The sequence below is a fragment of the Flavobacterium marginilacus genome (genome assembly GCF_026870155.1).
GTDB classification, from domain to species: Bacteria; Bacteroidota; Bacteroidia; order Flavobacteriales; family Flavobacteriaceae; genus Flavobacterium; species Flavobacterium marginilacus.
In genome coordinates this window covers 5,096,495-5,114,447 of record NZ_CP113975.1, presented here as the reverse complement: position 1 = coordinate 5,114,447, position 17,953 = coordinate 5,096,495, and the positions used below count along the sequence as shown (strand labels likewise).

Here is a 17,953-nt window from a genome sequence, read left to right as displayed (position 1 = left end):
CAATCAAAATCCTCAATCTTTGTTGAGCTTCTAACGGAGATTCCTCGTTCCTCGGAATGACAAACTGTGTGTAAAACCTAGCGAATTAGATTAATTCATATCTTTCGAATATTTGTTTTTAAAACCTGTTAGGTCTTTGTTATAAATCCAGAAAAAACCGCACTTTGTCTTTTCCTGTCGCGCCGATGCGGCGGTAAAATTTAATGGCTCTTTCGTTGAATTCAGGAGTCTGCCATTGTATATTGATGCAGTTTTTGTCTGCAGCAATCTGCTTTAATTTTTCAATCAAGGCTTCGCCAATGCCAAAACCGCGTACATCTTCTTCCAGATACAGACAATCCATGTACATAAAAGTGGCCGCGTCCCAGGTTGAAAAATCAAAAGTATAACTCGTATAGCCAGCTATTTTTTCATTGACTTCTGCAATCAGACAGGATAATTTTGGGTTTTCGCCAAACAAAGCCTTTTGAAGTTTGTCTTCTTTTCCAATCGGTTCGAAGGAAGTTTTTTCATATGTAGCATGTTTTTGGCACAAATCAATTAAAATGCTTACATCGTCCGGCTGGCAGTTTCGTATCAGAAAGTTCATTGAAGATTGATTTCGTTTAGTAAAAAGCCAATAAACTGGCTGAAATAGTCTGGATATTGTTTTTCTGCTCTGATGGCGATGAAATGTTTTCTTTTCAGCCCATTTTTGCCAATTTTTATGGCTTTGACAGCGCCATTTTTTAAATACGGCTGTAACGCCCATTTTGCCATCGACATCACACCCATATTGGCTTTGACCATTTCTATTGAGGCTTCGGTGAGTGGCAGCGGCGTTATTTTTTTTGGTGTTATTTTGGCTGGAGCCAAAAACATCTGATGCACGGTAACGGTTTCCAGCGGAAGAGAATGAATGATTAAATGTTCATTGGCAAAATCTTCGGGAGTCACATATTTTTTATTGACCCACGGATGATTTTCGGAAACGGCCATCATCACTTCATCCTGAAAAAGTTCTATATATTTTATTCTGCCGTCTTTGATCTGGTCACTGACAATTCCGATGTCGATTACATTATCCAATAGTTTCTGCAATGGATAATGAGTGGCTTCGGTAACGATTTTCAATTCAATATTTGGATATAAATCATGAAACTGCTTTATAACTGAAGGCAGCCAATGGTAACTGGAAAAACATTCGGTACTGATGCGGATTTCGCCAAATTCTCCAAAAACCATTTCCTTGATTTGAAGTTCCGTTTCCGAAAGTTTGTCTAGGATTTCATTGGCTATTCCATACACTTTCTCGCCGGCTTTGGTCGGAATCAGTTTTTTATTCGTTCTTAAAAACAATTTGGTACCCAATTGATATTCGGCTTCCTTGAGCTGATGACTCAAGGCAGATTGTGTCAAATGCAGTTTGTCAATCGCTTTTGTGATGCTCCCTTCTTCGACAATTGCCTTTATCAATTTGAGATGTCTGATTTCCATTTAAAGAATTGTTTTTACAAAGGAACAAAAAATCTGCATGGATTTATATGAAAAGAATTAATGCAATGAATGAATTCTTTTCGTTAGTATTTGAAAAACAGTTACTTTAATTTTGGAGTATTAACCAATCTAAAAAATTATATAAATGGAAGAGCAGATAAAATTTTATGAAAACAAATTAGCCTTTGAGATGGATCCATCCGATTTGTTTGACGCTTTGAACAATGGCGAAAAAGTAATCGCACTCGATGCCCGAAAAGCATTTGGGTTTGAGGCAGAGCATATTCCAAACGCAATTAATATGCCGCACCGCGAAATGAATGCAGAAACAACAGCCCATTTGGACAGAGAAGTTTTGTATGTAACCTATTGCGACGGAATAGGCTGCAATGCTTCGACCAAAGGCGCACTGAATATGGCCAGATTAGGATTCAAGGTTAAAGAACTAATCGGCGGAATCGAATGGTGGAAGTTTGATGGTTATGCAACTGAAGGAACCAGCGGAAACAAAGGCGGACTGAAAATTGAATGTGCTTGTTAAAATGAAAATTATTGAGCAGAAGGCTATTCTCTTTTGATCTCGTGTCCTATGAATTCTTCCAGAACAGTAAACATTTCGTCTACGGAAAGTATTTCTGTGTCTGGATGTGATTTCAAGAAATTAGCATTTAGTTCTATCAGGTTTTCTTCTATTTCAAAAAAAGTATCATTATTCAATAAATCTCTAAGTGGGTTTACACCTTCGAGTCTGCTTTTGAAGAATTTTTCCCTTTTGACACTGCTCATCAGTTTTACTTTCTTGCATTGCTGCTGGAACAGTTCTAAATGCTTTTCGGCACCAAGTAATTGAAGTCCTTCTTCGATAAGTTCGTTTAATTCATTGTTCCAGCGCGAATTATATACAAATTGGGCAAAATTTCCTTCAGTGTATTGGGAAACGTAATAATCCAGATAATAACTCATCAAGGCATCTTCGTGAATCAAATCATCATCTACTTTTTCTTCGCGCATTAAATTGATTACCGAAATATTAGAATTGATGATGTCTTGAGGATTTTCGCTGTTTGATGCGGTTTCCGAAATAATGATTCTGCCGAATTCCATGTGAATTAATATTTATATAATGAGCTGCAAAATTGCATCAAATAATATTGCCAATGCATAACTGATTTTGTTTTTTATCAAATAAAAAATATTTATTAGATAAAATAAAAGAAAAATCTTATTTTTTAATAAGGTATAAAACTGCATCTTTAATAAAATCATTAGTTTTGTTATATTAACTGCTATTTAAATAACCAACAGAGACCTTATGAAAAAAACTTCTTTATTATTATTGCTTGGGCTTCTTTTCAGCTTAACTTCTTTAACAAAAGGAAGTCATTCCAAAGATGAGGACTGGATAAATTTATTAGATAATAATTTGAGTAAATGGGAAATGTACCTGAGTTATAAACATCAAAATGGATATTCTGGAAAAATTCCAACGGATGCTGACGGAAAGGAAATCCTGCCAATTGGCTATAACAAAAATGTAAATAATATGTTTACGGTAATTCAGGAAAACAATGAGCCGGTGCTGAAAGTTTCGGGGGAATATTATGGCTGTGTTTTTACCAAAGAAAAATTTAAAAACTATCGATTAAAGCTAAAAGTAAAGTTTGGAACCAAAAAATGGGAGCCTAGAGCAGACAAACTTATGGATGCAGGCGTACTTTATCACTCTCAAGGCGAAGCAGGGGTAGATTACTGGCGTGCCTGGATGCTGGCGCAGGAGTTTCAGGTTATGGAAGGACATTTTGGAGATTATTGGAACATTGCCAATGCTGCCATTGACATCAGAGCGTATCTTCCAGAAGGGACAATGAGTGCTGTTGCTGACGAAAGTCAAAATTTTATATCATTTGGCACCCACACAAATAACACTGGTTTCTGCATGCGAAAAATGAGAGCCGAAACACCTAATAACGGCTGGACAGAAATTGAATTAGTTTGTTTTGAGGGTAAAAGCCTTCATATAATTAATGGTAAAGTGGTAATGGTTTTGCAAAATTCCCGTTATTATGACGGCAAGGAATTTCAGCCTCTAATAGAAGGCAAAATACAGCTGCAGAGTGAAGCTGCTGAGGTTTATTACAAGGACATTAAAATAAAACCGATAAATAAAATGCCGGCTGAATTTGAAAAATTATTTTAAGTAAAGCGCTTTTGATTATCAATTTATAAAAAAACGGAAATAGCTTTAAAAGTCATTTCCGTTTCATGCTGCTTCCCAAAAGCAGCAGTATTTAACATCAGAAAATCAATTATCTGATGTATATAATTGTTATTTTACTGTTTCCTCTGGAATAAGTTTCTGACAGAGTTGTTACTGCACAAGGACTGACTGTAGAGTCATAATCTCCTGAAGTTATGTTATATTATCAATTTTTAAATTAATAATAGCTAAATTAGTTTTAGAGGGTTTGGAGACTGTTATATAATTTTTAAAATTGATTATTCTTACCATAATTCAAAACGCTGTGATCGGTTTTGTAAACCTGTTTAAATTACAAATTTATTTTTGTGGTGTTTTTCAATGTTTTTGGTCAATTCCTCAGCTTTTTGTGTGCCGATTAAGATTTTTTCTCCGCTGTTTAATTCAACCGCCAGTCCTGTTTTTCCTTTAGTGTTATAAACAGTCCCATAAGAAGTAAATAACCGGACTCCGTAACCGACAAACTTATATTCTATAATTGATGCAGATTTTATTTCATCCCATTTCAATGTTTTTTTTGTCAATGGAATAAAAGTAATGCGTATTTCTTTTTCGTCTATTTCTGTTTCCAGTTTCATGTACCAGAAGAAAGCTATCAGTCCGAATGGAATTAGCGTAAAGAAAATCAGTCCCATATCTGACATTGGCTTGTTCCCAAAAGGCACATCTTTAATCAGCTGGCTGAAAAGGCCGTAAATCTGAAAAATTCCAAGCCCGATTAAAAATAACCATAACCACCATTGGGTGAATTTTTGTTTTTCTTTGAATATTGTTTCCATTAAAATGCTGATTTATAAATGAATATTTTGATAATTTTATAGGTTTTCAAATATAATCTTTTAGAGCGGATTTTAGGAAATAAAACTAGTGATTCATTCTTACTTTTTTCGATGGCATAAACCAGATAAACACTATAAAAAAAGACAAATTTTATGCTGGTTAAACGAATGGTATTTTGTGGTTGGGTTTTAAGTCTTTAAAACTAAAGCAATGATTATATTTGGCACATTAATAGAATTGAAATGAGAAAAAGTCTTTTGCTGGCTGTACAGATTTTAATGATTTTGAGCTGTGTTCAAAAAAGCACAAGCCAAACATCAGATATTGCCCAGATTGAACGAAAGACAGCTGCCCAGAAGATGAACCTGAGTGTTAATCCCAATACATTAAATTATGATGTTACTTATCAAAAATTGGAATTTACTGTAGATCCGGCCAAATATTTTATTTCAGGAATTGTGACCAGTACTTTTACGGCATTGTCTGATCTTAACTCAGTGACTTTTGATTTAACGAATAAACTCACAGTAAGTGCTGTTATTCAGAATGGTGTGTCACTAGCCTTTGTGCAAAATGCCAATAATGAATTGATTATTACTTTACCTGCTATTTTAAAATCGGGAGTTTCGGCTTCTGTCGAAATTAGATATTCAGGAACTCCGGCCACAGGGGAAAAAGCATTTATTACTGCGGCACACAATGGTTCTCCTATTTTATATACTTTATCAGAACCTTATGGATCTCGCGACTGGTGGCCCTGCAAGCAGGATTTGAATGATAAAATTGATGCAGTTGATGTTTACATTACGGCACCTTCACAATATGTCAGTGTTTCCAATGGTGTTGAGCCCGAAGCACCCGTAATTAACGGAGCCAGCAAAACTACCCATTTTCATCACGGTTATCCTATTCCCGCTTATTTAGTTGCTATAGCGGTCACTAATTATAGTATTTACAATCAGCAGGGAGGAACCGCGTCCAGTCAGTATCCCATCATCAATTACATTTATCCCGAAACCTTAGCATCGGTAAAAACAAAATTGGACCAGACGCCATTGATTTTGAATTTTTACGAAAACCTATTTGAAATCTATCCTTTTCATACAGAGAAATATGGGCATGCTCAGTTTGAATGGGGAGGCGGAATGGAGCATACTACGGTTTCTTTTATGAATAGTTTTGAAAGAGATTTAATTGCTCATGAAATGGCTCACCAATGGTTTGGAAACAAAGTCACCTGCGGTACTTGGAATGATATTTGGCTGAATGAAGGTTTTGCGGTTTATGCAGCTTCCCTCGTTATCGAAAACTTTGACGGACAGAATGCCTTTGTTTCTGAAAAAAATAAAATGATTGATAACATAGTTTCCAAAACTAATGGATCCGTATATGTAACAGATGCTGAGCTTTCTAATGTTGACAGGATTTTCAGTTCCCGATTAACCTATGACAAAGGAGCAATGGTGCTAAACATGCTCCGTTTTAAAATGGGGGATGCTTTGTTTTTTCAAGGAATAAAAAATTATTTAAAAGACCCGAATCTTGCTTATAAATATGCCAAAACTTCGAATCTGCAATTGCATTTGGAAGCTGTTTACGGCAATAGTCTGACGGAATTTTTTAATGACTGGGTTTATGGGCAGGGCTATCCAAGTTATAGCATTTCTGCTGAAAATTTAGACAGCGGTGAAGCCAGATTTACGGTCAGTCAGACACAATCGGATGCTTCAGTTTCCTTTTTTGAGATGCCCGTTCCTATCAGGATTTTTGGAAGCGGAGGACAGCAATTGGATTTGGTTCTGAATAATACTTTCAATGGGGAAACTTTTACCGAAAAAGTACCTTTTACGATTACAAGCATCACATTTGATCCCAAAAAAAATATTATTTCCAAAGATAATACAACAATTATATCTTCCAAAAAAAATCAACTGAGCACGGCACAGTTATTTTTAAACCCTGCCAATAATATTCTTTCACTTGACATTCCTAGTGGTATAACTGTCGAAAAAGTGCAGTTTTATAACATGGCTGGTCAAAGAATAAGAACTACAAATGCTGTGTCCAGCTGGGATGTCAGCTCTTGGGCTTCTGGTGTTTATCTGATAAAACTAAAAACGAATACCAGCACACAGCAGTTAAAATTTATAAAGTAATAGAACTTTTTAATCTGTTTGATAAAAATGCTTATGTAATTGCACATTTATGAAAAAAAGGAACAGAGATATTCAAAGTCATTGTTATTAAACTTTGGATATCTCTGTTTTTTTTTGAGAAGTTTTACGAAACTGCTTTTACTTCACTTTCAAACTATCTTTCACTACTCTCAAACTGTCAGCCACAATCGGCTGTACAGCTACAGGTTTAATTGTTGGAGCAGCTTTCGGTCTGCGTCTTATTTTTTGGGTAATAATTATCGCATTGTTTAATACAAATGGTGTAGGCATCATCCAGTTTTCCCTTGGAGTCATGGAGAAAATTGGGTTGACCATCAAGTCAAAAGAACTTTCCATCACATCCATATCAAGAATCGTCGCTTTGTTTATTGTGAACTGTAACACCAGCGGTTCGTTGTTGACTACATAATAGCTCAGCAGTTTTTTGCCGTTTCGTTCTAATTCGGTTCCCTGCTGTCCAAGAGTCGAAGTTCCGTTGGCTTTGAAATTATAAAAACGCATAATTTCATTAGCAAAAACATCATAGCGGTTGACTTTTCGGTTTGGCGTGATCTGTATTTTTAGGAATCTTTTGTGACCCACTACGCTGTCTTTTAGGAACGAAATGCTTGGTTTTGCTATGTCTTTGTTTGGCGCTTCGGCAGAATAGGTGAACTCTGAATTGTATTTGCTGTACAGCTTCAAATCATTGAAAATTTTCGCGCCTTTCGGCTTTTCTCCTAGATAACCTTTTGTCCAAGAATCCAGATTGGTGTCATAAGTCAGCCAATGTGCTTTGTTGGTATCCGCATTATAGTAATACACTAAACTGTTCGATTTAGCTTCTCCGGCTTCGTAACCCGAATGGTATTGCGCTTTCGCGAAAAAGAGAACGGCTGTTAAAAAGAAAAACAGCGACCAGATTCCTTTTTTGGCGAAAGCCCCAAAAACAGGCAGTATTAAGACAAATAATAAAACCGTCAAAATTGCGCTACCAAACAGTATTTTCAGTCCCAAACCTATCGGAAACATTTGAATAAATGGTGCAACAATCAGTAAGGCGGGAATAGCGCAGATGAGGTTTACAATCCAATTCGATCTTTGGCTAAATACAAAAACCGCAAAGGCAAACAATCCAAAATACACAGGAATAATCAGGAATCCTGCACCCTGCAGACTATTGGCAAGAAAACCGTTCAGCACAATCCAAAAAATAAGCGGCATCACATAATGGTTCATTGCTACTTTGGGTTGTGAACCAATTTGATAAAAGAAAAAACAAATCGAAAGGCTAAGCAATACAAAAGCAGCAATATAATCGTGGCCGTTGTACGTAAAGCCGTTAAGCAGATCATTGTACTGCGGATTAATCAGCAGCAGTCCTTTCCATCCATAATACGTTATCAGTCCGACAAAAATCAGTGAACCGAGGAAAGGGAAGAAGCCTTTCATAATATCGGACAGCTTCAGCATTCTTTTGGCTTTGCCAATAAATACCAAAATGATTAAAACGCCAACAGCGATCAGTGTCATTGGCATTACCCAGTCAAAAGGATAGCTGATAAAAGCAAACGGAATCGTAAAATAAACATCATCTGATGCGGAAGCTGTAGCATTCAGATCGGCATTCGAAAAGTGATTCAGCAACGGCATCAGGTACGAACCTTGGTGTTTAAGCGTGCTTTTGTCTAAATGCGCTACATCGTCCTGTTGGGTATGGTAGTTGAAATGACTGTCGATAAAAGCAAAATTGAAACCCTGAATATCGCCTTTTTCTCTAAAAACAGTCAAATCTGTATCATTCGGCAGCATTTTGTAAATGCTGTACATCAGTGAATTTGAAACTGCATATGCTGGATCTGCTTTGGCAAATTCCTTTACCAAACCAGCATTCCCCTTGTTGGTCTCCATCAGCATATAACTCGGTCCAGATGAACCGCGGGCTTCAAAATTCAGAACTAGTCCCACTTCTTTTGCCCATTTATGTTCGGTTACAAAAAGCGAGGCACCGTTTAAGCCTAATTCCTCCGCATCAGTAAACAGAATAATAATGTCGTTTTGGTGTTTGGTTCTTGCATTCAAAAAAGCGCGAACACCTTCCAAAATCGTCGCCACGCCTGATGCATCATCGCTCGCTCCGTGCGAGAAGGAATGCGGTGCGCTGTCATAATGTGAAAGCAGAAGCAGGGCTTTGCCACCCGGTTTAGTCCCGTCAATACGGCACATAATGTTTTTGGATTTTACTAAATTCCCCCAGTCTGTAAGTGTATAGCCTTCCTGAACTGTTGTTTCTAAGCCCAGTTTTTCAAGCTCGGCGATGATATAATTGGCAACAGCTTCATGGTTTTTGGTGCCTACATAATGCGGATGCTGTGCAATCGCTTCGACATGTTCCATGGCTCTGTCCGTCGAAAATTCAGTGACTTTCTTTTCCTCACCCTCCGAATACGAAGGCATTAGCGAGGCAAACAGTAAGCCCAAAATCCCAAGGATTAAGGCAGCGGTTATAATGGAGGAATAATTTTTCTTCATTAGTATGTGTGGTATTAAATATCTTTTTTAACAAGCATATAGTAATCATTTTCCAAAACCATATAGCCTTGGTCGTATAGGAAATAGTAAGTATTCCCAGACTTGGTGTTCAAAATGCTGGTGAAAAATTCAAAATCAAAACCCCTGCTCATCAATTTGGCTCGGGTCGTTTTCGATTTTCCTTCAACATTTAGTTCCGACAAAATTCGGTAATTTTTGCGCAATTTGTTATTGATATTGCGCATATAATTCGTGCTGTCCTTATTTATTTTGTTGTTATAGGCATTTCGGCATCCGTCACTGCAGAATTTCTTGTCTTCTCGGCCTACAATCGGGTCACCGCATTCAAGGCAGTTTTTCATATTTTGTCGTTATTAATGTTCAAAATTAGTCTGTTTTTTGGAGCGAAACATTAGGCTTTATTACTTGTAATAATCTATTTTTAAACTATACTCTTCCTCTACGGGGACTTCTGTTTTAGCATTTTTTTCAATTTCTTTTCCTTCTTTGGTCCATAAATAAGGATAGAAATTATAGGTTTTATCATAATTAAGGTTTTTCAGATCTTTTTCCCAGTTTTTCCATCGCAAACCTTTGTAAAAAGCATTTAAGTCATTGTTAAGACAAAACAAAATGAATTCGGAATAGGTTATATTCAAAGGTTCGTATTCCAGACTGTCTGGCGCAGAATAATAGATTTTGCCGAAATCATTACCGAAAGCTCCTCCATTTAAAATATAAAATCCTCCTATTGCATCATCGGCAATTAGCAGAAATGGTGGTGAATCGCCGTATTCCTTGAATGATTTTCCTTTATTCCAGTTTGAAATTGAACGGGTAAGTTTTGAATTTCCTGAGCCTAATATTCTAATCCAGCCATTATCAATGATTATTCCTCCAGTATAATAAATAATTGCTCCCATTGGAGAACGGGTTGTTACCTGAGTGTTGTATAAAGCATTTTTATCTGTAGCAGAATCTAATTCTAATATCTCAGCTTTGTTTTTGGCAGATTTAATCCATTCCTGTACTATTGGCCAGCCGGAATCTGTTGTATTTATTAGTTCTGAGAGAGGTTTCATTTTATTTTGTCCAAGTATGCCTTGCGCAACAAAAAATAAAATTAGTAATGATGTTTTTTTCATTGGTACGTTTTCATAAAGCTAGGTTCTAATTTTTCGACAAGAAAACTTCATTTAAAAATGTTGAGATGTTTTTGATTATAAATATATTAGATTTTGGCTGTAAAAATGAATTCTTTTAATGGAAAAGCATAAAATATAATATGAATATCCTTGACTAATACCCAATCGATAAAATTGGTCACAGATTATAAAGATTCTCACAGATTTCTAAAAAAGGCATGTAAAATCTGTGAGAATCTGTGTAATCAGTGGCAAAAAAACATTTAGTATGCTTTGCGGATAGTCATAAAATATAAATAAAGAACCCCGCTTTATTCCTAATTATATCGGGAAAGCGAGGTTTGTTTTATTGTCTTTTAGTTCTGGAAGCGAAATTATTTTTTCGATAATGTTTCCAATAATTTTTTCAGGTTATCAATAGACATTGTAAATCCTTCTTTGAAGCCCATTTCGATCATTCTCTCCATGCGTTCAAGAGATTCATTGTAAATTGAGATGCTGACTTTTGTTTTTCCGTTTTCTTCGGTGAAATTATAATCCCATTCAGAACCCGGTAATTGCGGATTTTCGTCTTTGTCGGCAAATGCGTTGTACATTTTAAAATGGGTCTTCGGGCTAATAGAAGTATATTCCTGAATGGACCAATGTTCCTGCCCCTCTGGGCTTACCATCGCATAAAAGCGTTTCTCGCCAACTTTAAAATCCATGTATTTTGTTCTGGATGTCCAAGGTTTTGGAGCAACCCACTGATCCAGCAGTTCTTTCGTGGTAAAAGCATCCCATACCAGTGAAAGATCGGCATTAAATTCTCGGTTTATGACTACCGTTTTGGCTGTTTTGTCAACGGTAAAATCAAATAGCAAATTGTTGTTCATTTTTTATTTTTTTTAATTGTTGATAATACGTCATCGAGCTGGTCAAAACGGATTTCCCAAATTTTTCGGTATTGTTCTAACCATTCGTCTATTTCCTTCATTTTCTTGATTTCAAGCGAATAATAGATTTCTCTGCCCTGCTGTACTTGTTTTACTAATTCGCATTCCGTTAGTATGCGGAGGTGTTTTGAAATCGCTTGTCGCGTAGTATTGAAATTTTCAGCAATTGCGTTAGGCGTCACATGGCCTGTAAGGCAATTAAGGCGATGATAGCTCTTCTTGTCGGATCGGGTATGGCTTGAAAAACGTCTCTTCTCATACTATTTTTTAATTAAGAAACCAATCAGTTGCAAATATATGCGCAACTTTTCGGTTTCGCAAATGTTTTAATGATTTTTTTATTCTAAGGATTTGATTTTGAGTTTTTTTGTTGTGTGGTTGTTTTATAACTCAAAATGTGTAAATTTCATTTAATTTATTTTTCAATGTATTACGAATTAAATATTTATAAAAAGAAATCAAAATTAAACTAAGAGTTAGTTGTACAACAGCCACCGATGTTATATGCAGCTTTTTAAAAGTCTAACATTCTATAATATTCTTCTAATTCCAGCGCTCTTTCTTTCACAATTTCCTTTTTCTTATTTTCTGCTACCGCGAACCACATTGTTCCTTCCTTAACTTCATAATAAAATTTAGAAATAAACAAATATTCTTTATCTCGATAATTTATCCATTGTTTTTGTGATTCTTTCAAAATTTCAAATGCTTCTTTTGGAAGTTTAGTTTTCAAAAGTCCGTAATATTTGTTTAATTCTTTGTCCCACGATTCTCTTGCTTTTATTGTGCAGTTACACATTTCCGCATTAGAAATTTCACTTTTATTTAGACAGTTTGATTCAATTTTGTCTATTGATTTCTCATTTTTCTTTTGTGTCTGTGATATAGCAAAAAAAGAGAGAAACATAAAAAATACAGATAGAGTTCTTTTCATTGTTAAGTTGTTTAAGGCTTGCATATAAAGTTCTCTTGCTACAAGAGGTTTGGGGCTAAATTAAGCCTTATTTTCTGACAAAACCATTTTCAAATTAAGCCAAATGCCCAAATCTTTTGTAGTAGCGGTTGTGTGATGTGTTTTTTATTTCGGCTGATTTCCCATTAAGTTTTTAACATCTACAACTTCAGAGTCTGGATTCTTATATTGTATGTCTTTTCTTTGACCTTTTAAATAAAATTCTTCTGTTGAGTAATTTATTTTAAGATTGTCAGGAACTCCAATTTCTTTTCGTTTTTTTAGATATTCAGCTTTTTGGAACGGTCCAAATAAACTATCATTTTTAACTTTCAAAATCCAAAATTGATTAAAATTACTTTTAAAAACTTTTTCCATCATTTTATCATATTTTAAGTTTTCATTAAAATTATAAATACTATCTGATGGTTTTTGAATAACAATTATATAATCTTTTGAATGTCCATAAAAAAGGATATGTCCAGGAATTGATATTATATTATATCCGATTCCTGATTTTTGTTTATTTACTAAGTTAATTTCTTCATTTGGATTGTAATCCAATTCGTAATTTTTTTCAATGGAATTATCCTTGCACGAAACAAGTAAAATTGATAAAAAAGATAAGATTATAATTCTCTTCATATTTTTCATTTCCTCTATATTTTCTGCAGTTTTTTGGCAACATAGCACATAACGTTCCCTTACTACAAGAGGTTTGGGGTTAAATTAAGCCTTATTTTCGGATTTGCCTAAACTTCCAAATAAAAGACCTTTTTTTAAAAGCAAAATGCCCAAATCTCGCAAAACATCGTGTTGTGTGCTTTTTTTTTTAATAGTATTCAATTTCATATACAACTTCATTCTGTGAAGGTTCATTGGAATAAGTAGTAATGGTTTTAACTAAATGATTATATTCATTATATAGGTATTCACATTGAAAATTATTTTTGTTATTAGTTGTTTCTGTTTTTGTTAACGATTCATTATCTGAATGAAAATAGTATGTAAAACTAAAATTACTTTGTTCAGTACTTAAACCCTCTTGCATTTCAGAATAAACTAAAAGATTGTTTTCATACTTTTTGGTTCTTTTCATTTGAGATGTTATCAAACCATCATAATTGTTCTTTTTTGTTTCAATAAAAGTAATTAAGTTCTTATCGTTATCATAAGTGTAATTTCTCTCAATGGTTTCTGATTTATTTTTTATAACTTTTTTTACAATCAGGTTATTTTTAAATTCCTGTTCAACAGTGCTATTATTTGTTTTCTCTGTTAATATATTGTTTTTAAATATACTTCTAATTGATTCATAAAAAACGATTTGGTTGTCTTTGTATTTGTAAATTCTGTCCATAAAGGTTTTTGTCTTTGCATCAATTTGATTTATTTCTTCTTTTCTGATTAAATTTTTACCTGAATAATAAAAATTTGAAATATACTTAAGTCCTGTTGAATCAGTGCATTTAATCAGTCTGTTTTTATTATCATAATATTGATAACCAATTATTTTATATATGCTGTCTTTTGTTAATTTGAAAGTTTTGCCATCTATTATTTTTCCCTTGTCGTTTAGATTTAATTTAGTCGTTGTGATTTCGTCTGGACGTATTTTATTACCGTTCTGATCAAAATTAGAGATTTGTTTTAGCGTGTGCTCTACAATCATATCACCTTTATATCTTTTAATCTCAATTATGGTATATTCGTTCCAAAAAACACTTCTTTTAGTATGTCTTCCTATGGAATCAAATTCATCAATACATTTACTATGTTCAGAATTTATTATTTTTTTATAGGGTTTCTTAGAAAAATCCCATTTATCACCAGGAGATGCCGATGGCCATTCAATATCAAAGTTTGGAGTTGGGTCTTTAATTTGTCCAAAAGTCAAAATCGTGAATAAGGAAAATGATAGGTAAATAATTTGTTTCATTTATAAATTCTGGTTTTTAATTATAATGTTTATTACTCTGAATATACTTCTAACGGCAGTTCTTTTGTGCTAATCAATTTCCCTGTATTACCATCTATTTCATATTCTTTATAAACACGTTTATTGTAATCAGGTTGTGATTGAATATACCAACACTTATTATATTTTCTAATTTGAGATACTGACTTATCGTTGTTTATTCTTTGCAATGAAATTTTATTTATTAAACAGAAACTAAATACTTTTTTATAGCCAAATTTATAATCACGATCAAAATTCTCAACATTAATTAATTCTCCATTTTCGTCATATTTATACCAATTACCAATTTTAAAACCTAAGAAACAATATATTCCTTTAAGTTTTATATTTCCATTTTCATGAAATTCTTTATAGATGCCAACTATTGGATTAATAGAAAAATCATATCCAGAAAATGTGGATTTACTATCATCAGATTTAGTATAACGTATTAAGCAAAAGTGTAATGAATCATTTTCTACATATTCATTTTTTCCAATATTAACATATATAGTTTTGCCTTTCTTATTTTTCTTTGTGTACCCGATATATTTGTCAGATGAATTAGGTAAAGTATCAAGATTAAATTTTTCAAATGAATTGGTTATTTCAGGCAGTTCTAATTTATATTTTTGCGCTAAAGATATATTAGTTGTCAAAATAATAACTAATAATATTTTATTTAAGGTTTTCATATTTAGTTATTATGGTAAAATAGCTCACAACGTGTTGCTATTACAGTGGGTTTGAGACTAAATTAAGCCCATTCTTCGGATTTGCCAAATGATCCAGATACTTGACCATTTTTCCATTAAGCCTATTGCCCAAATCCGTTGCAGTAGCGGTTATGGGTTGCTTTTTAATCTTCATCTTCTTCAGTTTTTTGAACAAAAGTCAATTTTCTATTTGCCAAATCAAAATAATGATAAAAGTCAATTGTATTGTCGGTCTCTGGTTTAGCAATTACTCCAAAGAATTGAATTTTGTCTTTCCCTGACGCCTCAAACCAATAATTTAAAAAAATGGCATTATCTAAAAATCCTTTGTTAACATATTTCGAAAACTGTTTTTTTGTAAATACAGTGTCTAAAAATATTTGTGAATTTTGTTTAATTGTAAGCGATATTTCAGCATCTCTATATTTGTCAATTTGTTTGTTACCATCTTCTTCATATTCATTGATTACGTAACTGTCAAGGTCTGTTTTTTTAATAGTGATTTGTATCTTGCTGTCGGCTATTATTGTATCAAATTTTTCAGTTCCCTTTGTCTCAGGAATGAATTTTTCTGATTTTTTATTAATCAAAATCACGACAGAATTGTCAGCAGTCTTAATAATTGGTTTTTTCTTTTCTGTCTGTGAATTACAGGCAAAAAGTAGGAAAGCCAAAATTAGAATCAATATATTTTTTCTCATCTATCGTCGGTTCTTTAAAGTAACCCATAACGTGTTGCTACTATAGTGGGTTTGGGATTAAATTAAGACCATTTTTCGGATTTGCCAAATCTTTCCAAATATAAAACCATTTTCAAATTATGCCAAATGCCCAAATCTTTTGTAGCAAGTGTGTGTGTCCTGCATGAGCAGGACACAGGCTGTAAGCTTTGATAAAAATCCGAAAATACAAATTTTGGATTAGATAACAAATCCTACAGCGTGTATTTTTCCAGAGGGAGCAAGTCCCTTGTGGACGGATTGAAACGCCGAACCATTAGCACGTCGCAAGGTTGTTAGCTGCGAAGCTAGAACTGAAGGCAACGAAATACGAAGTATTCATGAACTCCAAAAGAGCAAATAAATACTTTGTGAATAAACGGCAAAATCCGGTACTGACGAACAGAATTTAGCGAAGCGGTATCACGAAGACCAAAAAAAACAATAAAAACTTATGAGTAAACCGACTTCAATACTGCATTTGGCACGATTGGAAGAAACCTGAAAGAAAGAGAAAGGGAAAGAATCTCATTCGGTTTGGAGTTGACCAAGGCCATGCCTATGCATTTAGCCGAACGAGAAAAGGGGGTTGGGCAATTGCACAGAGCCCGATTTTGAGTACCACCATTACTTTGAAACGCTTAAAACAGCGTGGTTATCAATCCTTAAGCGATGTTTATATCGAACTCAACCCATCTCTTTGCGAACCGCCGTGTACGTGACCCGTATGCACGGTGGTGTGAGAGGCGCACTCCGTCCCTTTAGGGGCGGAGCCGTCTACTCGATTGTGCGACGTATTTTTTATTCTGTTAATGCTTTAATGTATATATAATCTATTTTTCCTGAACCATTATCGAATACACTAATCTCTTTTATGTTTTCTATATTATTCCATTTCTTAACATTTCCTGGATTATCAAAACTTGGTTCCGCAGATTTCAAACCTAACAATTCAATATTTTCATTATTGATTTCGTTTTCAGAAAGTTTATTTATTGTTATCCAATCTGCTTTGCCATTTATGAATACAATTTCAAATTTGTCAGATTGATAATTGGCTTTTTCACAAGGTTTATTTTCACAAGGTGTATTACTTGGTTTAACCATTTCAAGATTATCAGGTTTCCCTAAAATTTTTTCAATTTCTGTTTGGTCTTTTCCAATAATATCTGAAACATTAACTATTGTTTTTTTTTCTGTTGCTACTGCTTCATTTTTATTTGAATTTAAACAAGATGTAAATACAAAACTAATAAGCAATATTTTAATAAAATTTTTCATTGTTTAGATTTTGTTTAATGTGAAATTTTGCTTGCCATTAAAGAACCAACTTCTTTAATGTCTAATTTTTTTCCAAATTTAATTTCAAAACATCCAACTCCTGAAACCCATATTTTGAAATCTGCATCTGTATCGAAAAATCCTGCAGTTTCAACTGAAAAAGATGATATTTTTGAATATGGAAAAATTCTGTATTCTTTTTTGCCACCTGTAAATCCTTGAACATCGTAACAAATAATTTTGTAAGTTGTGAAAACAACTTTATCTCTTGCGTGTTTATATGATAAAAGTATTTCTTCTTCTGGAGCTAAAAACACATCAAATATCTCTTTACTTTCTGTTGGTGTTACCTTTTCTAGAACACTGAATTTTGCAATTAAATCTAAAGCCATTTTAATTTTTAAGTTTCCTACTCTTTTGGCTTTTCGGTTACGCCACGTTTTTAATTTGGTTTCAGTTCTCCAATTATAGTTTTTATGTTACTTTCTATTTTCGCGATTTTTGGTAATATGTCGCACAACGTTCTGGTACTACAGCGGGTTTGGGAACTAAATTAAGATTTATTTTTCGGTTATCACTAAACATCCAAATACAAAACCATTTTCCCATTAAGCCAATTGCCCAAATCCGTTGTAGTAGCTGTGTGTGCCCTGCATGAGCAGGACACACGCTGTAAGCTTTGATAAAAATTGAAAAATACAAATTTCCAATTAGAAAACAAATCTTACAGCGTGTTATTTTTCCAGAGGGTGCAAGTCCCTTATGGGCGGATTGAAACCCCGAACCATTAGTACGTCGCAAGCTGGTTTACCGTGAGGTATGCAGTGAAGGAAGCGAACCGGCAAAATCCGGTACTGACGAACAGAAACGTCATAGGAGGCAAGTCAGCGAGGATAAGCGTCCACACCAACGCAACGTCCGAAGATTACCAAAATCGTTGATTTGTAGATGGCGCAGGAATTGGATGAAGGAAAAAGCTCTTACCAGGGGAGATCTCTTAAATGTCGGGAACATTAGAAAGAGAAGTCAGCAGAGGTCATAGTA

Annotated in this window: 18 protein-coding genes and 1 pseudogene; 3 read left to right on the top strand and 16 right to left on the bottom strand. The window is 34.1% G+C overall.

The window, feature by feature from the left end; translation table 11 throughout:
* Positions 1–139 precede the first annotated feature (139 nt).
* Entirely contained in the window at positions 140–589 is a 450-nt protein-coding gene (locus OZP07_RS21295; protein ID WP_281636689.1) for a GNAT family N-acetyltransferase, read from the bottom strand.
* Positions 586–1,476, bottom strand: coding sequence for a LysR family transcriptional regulator (locus tag OZP07_RS21290; RefSeq protein ID WP_281636688.1), 891 nt, complete (start codon positions 1,474–1,476; stop codon positions 586–588). The genes OZP07_RS21295 and OZP07_RS21290 overlap by 4 nt, the downstream gene beginning before the upstream one ends.
* A 145-nt stretch (positions 1,477–1,621) precedes the next feature.
* Between OZP07_RS21290 and OZP07_RS21285 the strand changes: the two genes are divergently transcribed.
* Complete coding sequence (locus tag OZP07_RS21285; protein WP_281636687.1) at positions 1,622–2,017, top strand: rhodanese-like domain-containing protein; 396 nt, start codon at positions 1,622–1,624, stop codon at positions 2,015–2,017.
* Between the two features lie 23 nt (positions 2,018–2,040).
* On the opposite strand, the gene OZP07_RS21280 is transcribed toward OZP07_RS21285, so the two are convergent.
* Entirely contained in the window at positions 2,041–2,580 is a 540-nt protein-coding gene (locus OZP07_RS21280) for a DMP19 family protein (RefSeq protein WP_281636686.1), read from the bottom strand.
* 208 nt (positions 2,581–2,788) lie between these two features.
* On the opposite strand from OZP07_RS21280, the gene OZP07_RS21275 reads away from it, so the two are divergent.
* Positions 2,789–3,673 (top strand): 3-keto-disaccharide hydrolase, encoded by an 885-nt coding sequence (locus tag OZP07_RS21275; protein ID WP_281636685.1) that lies wholly within the window; start codon positions 2,789–2,791, stop codon positions 3,671–3,673.
* 347 nt (positions 3,674–4,020) lie between these two features.
* Here the strand turns inward: OZP07_RS21275 and OZP07_RS21270 are convergent, their stop codons facing one another.
* Entirely contained in the window at positions 4,021–4,512 is a 492-nt protein-coding gene (locus OZP07_RS21270; protein WP_281636684.1) for a hypothetical protein, read from the bottom strand.
* A gap of 243 nt (positions 4,513–4,755) precedes the next feature.
* Between OZP07_RS21270 and OZP07_RS21265 the strand changes: the two genes are divergently transcribed.
* Positions 4,756–6,669 carry a M1 family metallopeptidase gene (locus tag OZP07_RS21265; protein WP_281636683.1) on the top strand — a complete coding sequence of 638 codons (1,914 nt, stop codon included), beginning with the start codon at positions 4,756–4,758 and terminating at the stop codon, positions 6,667–6,669.
* A 138-nt stretch (positions 6,670–6,807) separates the two neighbouring features.
* Here OZP07_RS21265 and OZP07_RS21260 read toward each other — a convergent pair whose 3' ends face one another.
* The 12 genes and pseudogenes from OZP07_RS21260 to OZP07_RS21205 all read right to left on the bottom strand — a co-directional run bounded on the left by OZP07_RS21260 (position 6,808) and on the right by OZP07_RS21205 (position 17,301).
* Positions 6,808–9,201 carry a M20/M25/M40 family metallo-hydrolase gene (locus OZP07_RS21260; RefSeq protein WP_281636682.1) on the bottom strand — a complete coding sequence of 798 codons (2,394 nt, stop codon included), beginning with the start codon at positions 9,199–9,201 and terminating at the stop codon, positions 6,808–6,810.
* Positions 9,202–9,215: 14 nt separating this feature from the next.
* Entirely contained in the window at positions 9,216–9,563 is a 348-nt protein-coding gene (locus tag OZP07_RS21255) for a DUF2116 family Zn-ribbon domain-containing protein (RefSeq protein WP_194642422.1), read from the bottom strand.
* Between the two features lie 60 nt (positions 9,564–9,623).
* Positions 9,624–10,346: a DUF2625 domain-containing protein gene (locus OZP07_RS21250; protein WP_281636681.1), complete on the bottom strand. Its 723-nt coding sequence runs from the start codon at positions 10,344–10,346 to the stop codon at positions 9,624–9,626.
* Between the two features lie 374 nt (positions 10,347–10,720).
* A complete protein-coding gene (locus OZP07_RS21245; RefSeq protein ID WP_281636680.1) occupies positions 10,721–11,221 on the bottom strand; it encodes an SRPBCC family protein in 501 nt (166 codons plus the stop codon).
* Positions 11,218–11,540: pseudogene (locus OZP07_RS21240) on the bottom strand (ArsR/SmtB family transcription factor). Before OZP07_RS21240 ends, OZP07_RS21245 begins: the two are co-directional and overlap by 4 nt.
* Positions 11,541–11,795: 255 nt before the next feature.
* Positions 11,796–12,239 carry a lysozyme inhibitor LprI family protein gene (locus tag OZP07_RS21235; RefSeq protein WP_281636679.1) on the bottom strand — a complete coding sequence of 148 codons (444 nt, stop codon included), beginning with the start codon at positions 12,237–12,239 and terminating at the stop codon, positions 11,796–11,798.
* Positions 12,240–12,359: 120 nt separating this feature from the next.
* Positions 12,360–12,878 carry a DUF3997 domain-containing protein gene (locus OZP07_RS21230; RefSeq protein ID WP_281636678.1) on the bottom strand — a complete coding sequence of 173 codons (519 nt, stop codon included), beginning with the start codon at positions 12,876–12,878 and terminating at the stop codon, positions 12,360–12,362.
* Between the two features lie 187 nt (positions 12,879–13,065).
* A complete protein-coding gene (locus tag OZP07_RS21225; protein WP_194642415.1) occupies positions 13,066–14,172 on the bottom strand; it encodes a hypothetical protein in 1,107 nt (368 codons plus the stop codon).
* Positions 14,173–14,204: 32 nt separating this feature from the next.
* Entirely contained in the window at positions 14,205–14,888 is a 684-nt protein-coding gene (locus OZP07_RS21220) for a toxin-antitoxin system YwqK family antitoxin (RefSeq protein ID WP_194642414.1), read from the bottom strand.
* 164 nt (positions 14,889–15,052) lie between these two features.
* Positions 15,053–15,610, bottom strand: coding sequence for a DUF4738 domain-containing protein (locus OZP07_RS21215; RefSeq protein ID WP_194642413.1), 558 nt, complete (start codon positions 15,608–15,610; stop codon positions 15,053–15,055).
* An 819-nt stretch (positions 15,611–16,429) separates the two neighbouring features.
* A complete protein-coding gene (locus OZP07_RS21210) occupies positions 16,430–16,909 on the bottom strand; it encodes a hypothetical protein (protein ID WP_194642412.1) in 480 nt (159 codons plus the stop codon).
* Between the two features lie 14 nt (positions 16,910–16,923).
* A complete protein-coding gene (locus tag OZP07_RS21205; protein ID WP_194642411.1) occupies positions 16,924–17,301 on the bottom strand; it encodes a PH domain-containing protein in 378 nt (125 codons plus the stop codon).
* Positions 17,302–17,953: the final 652 nt, after the last annotated feature.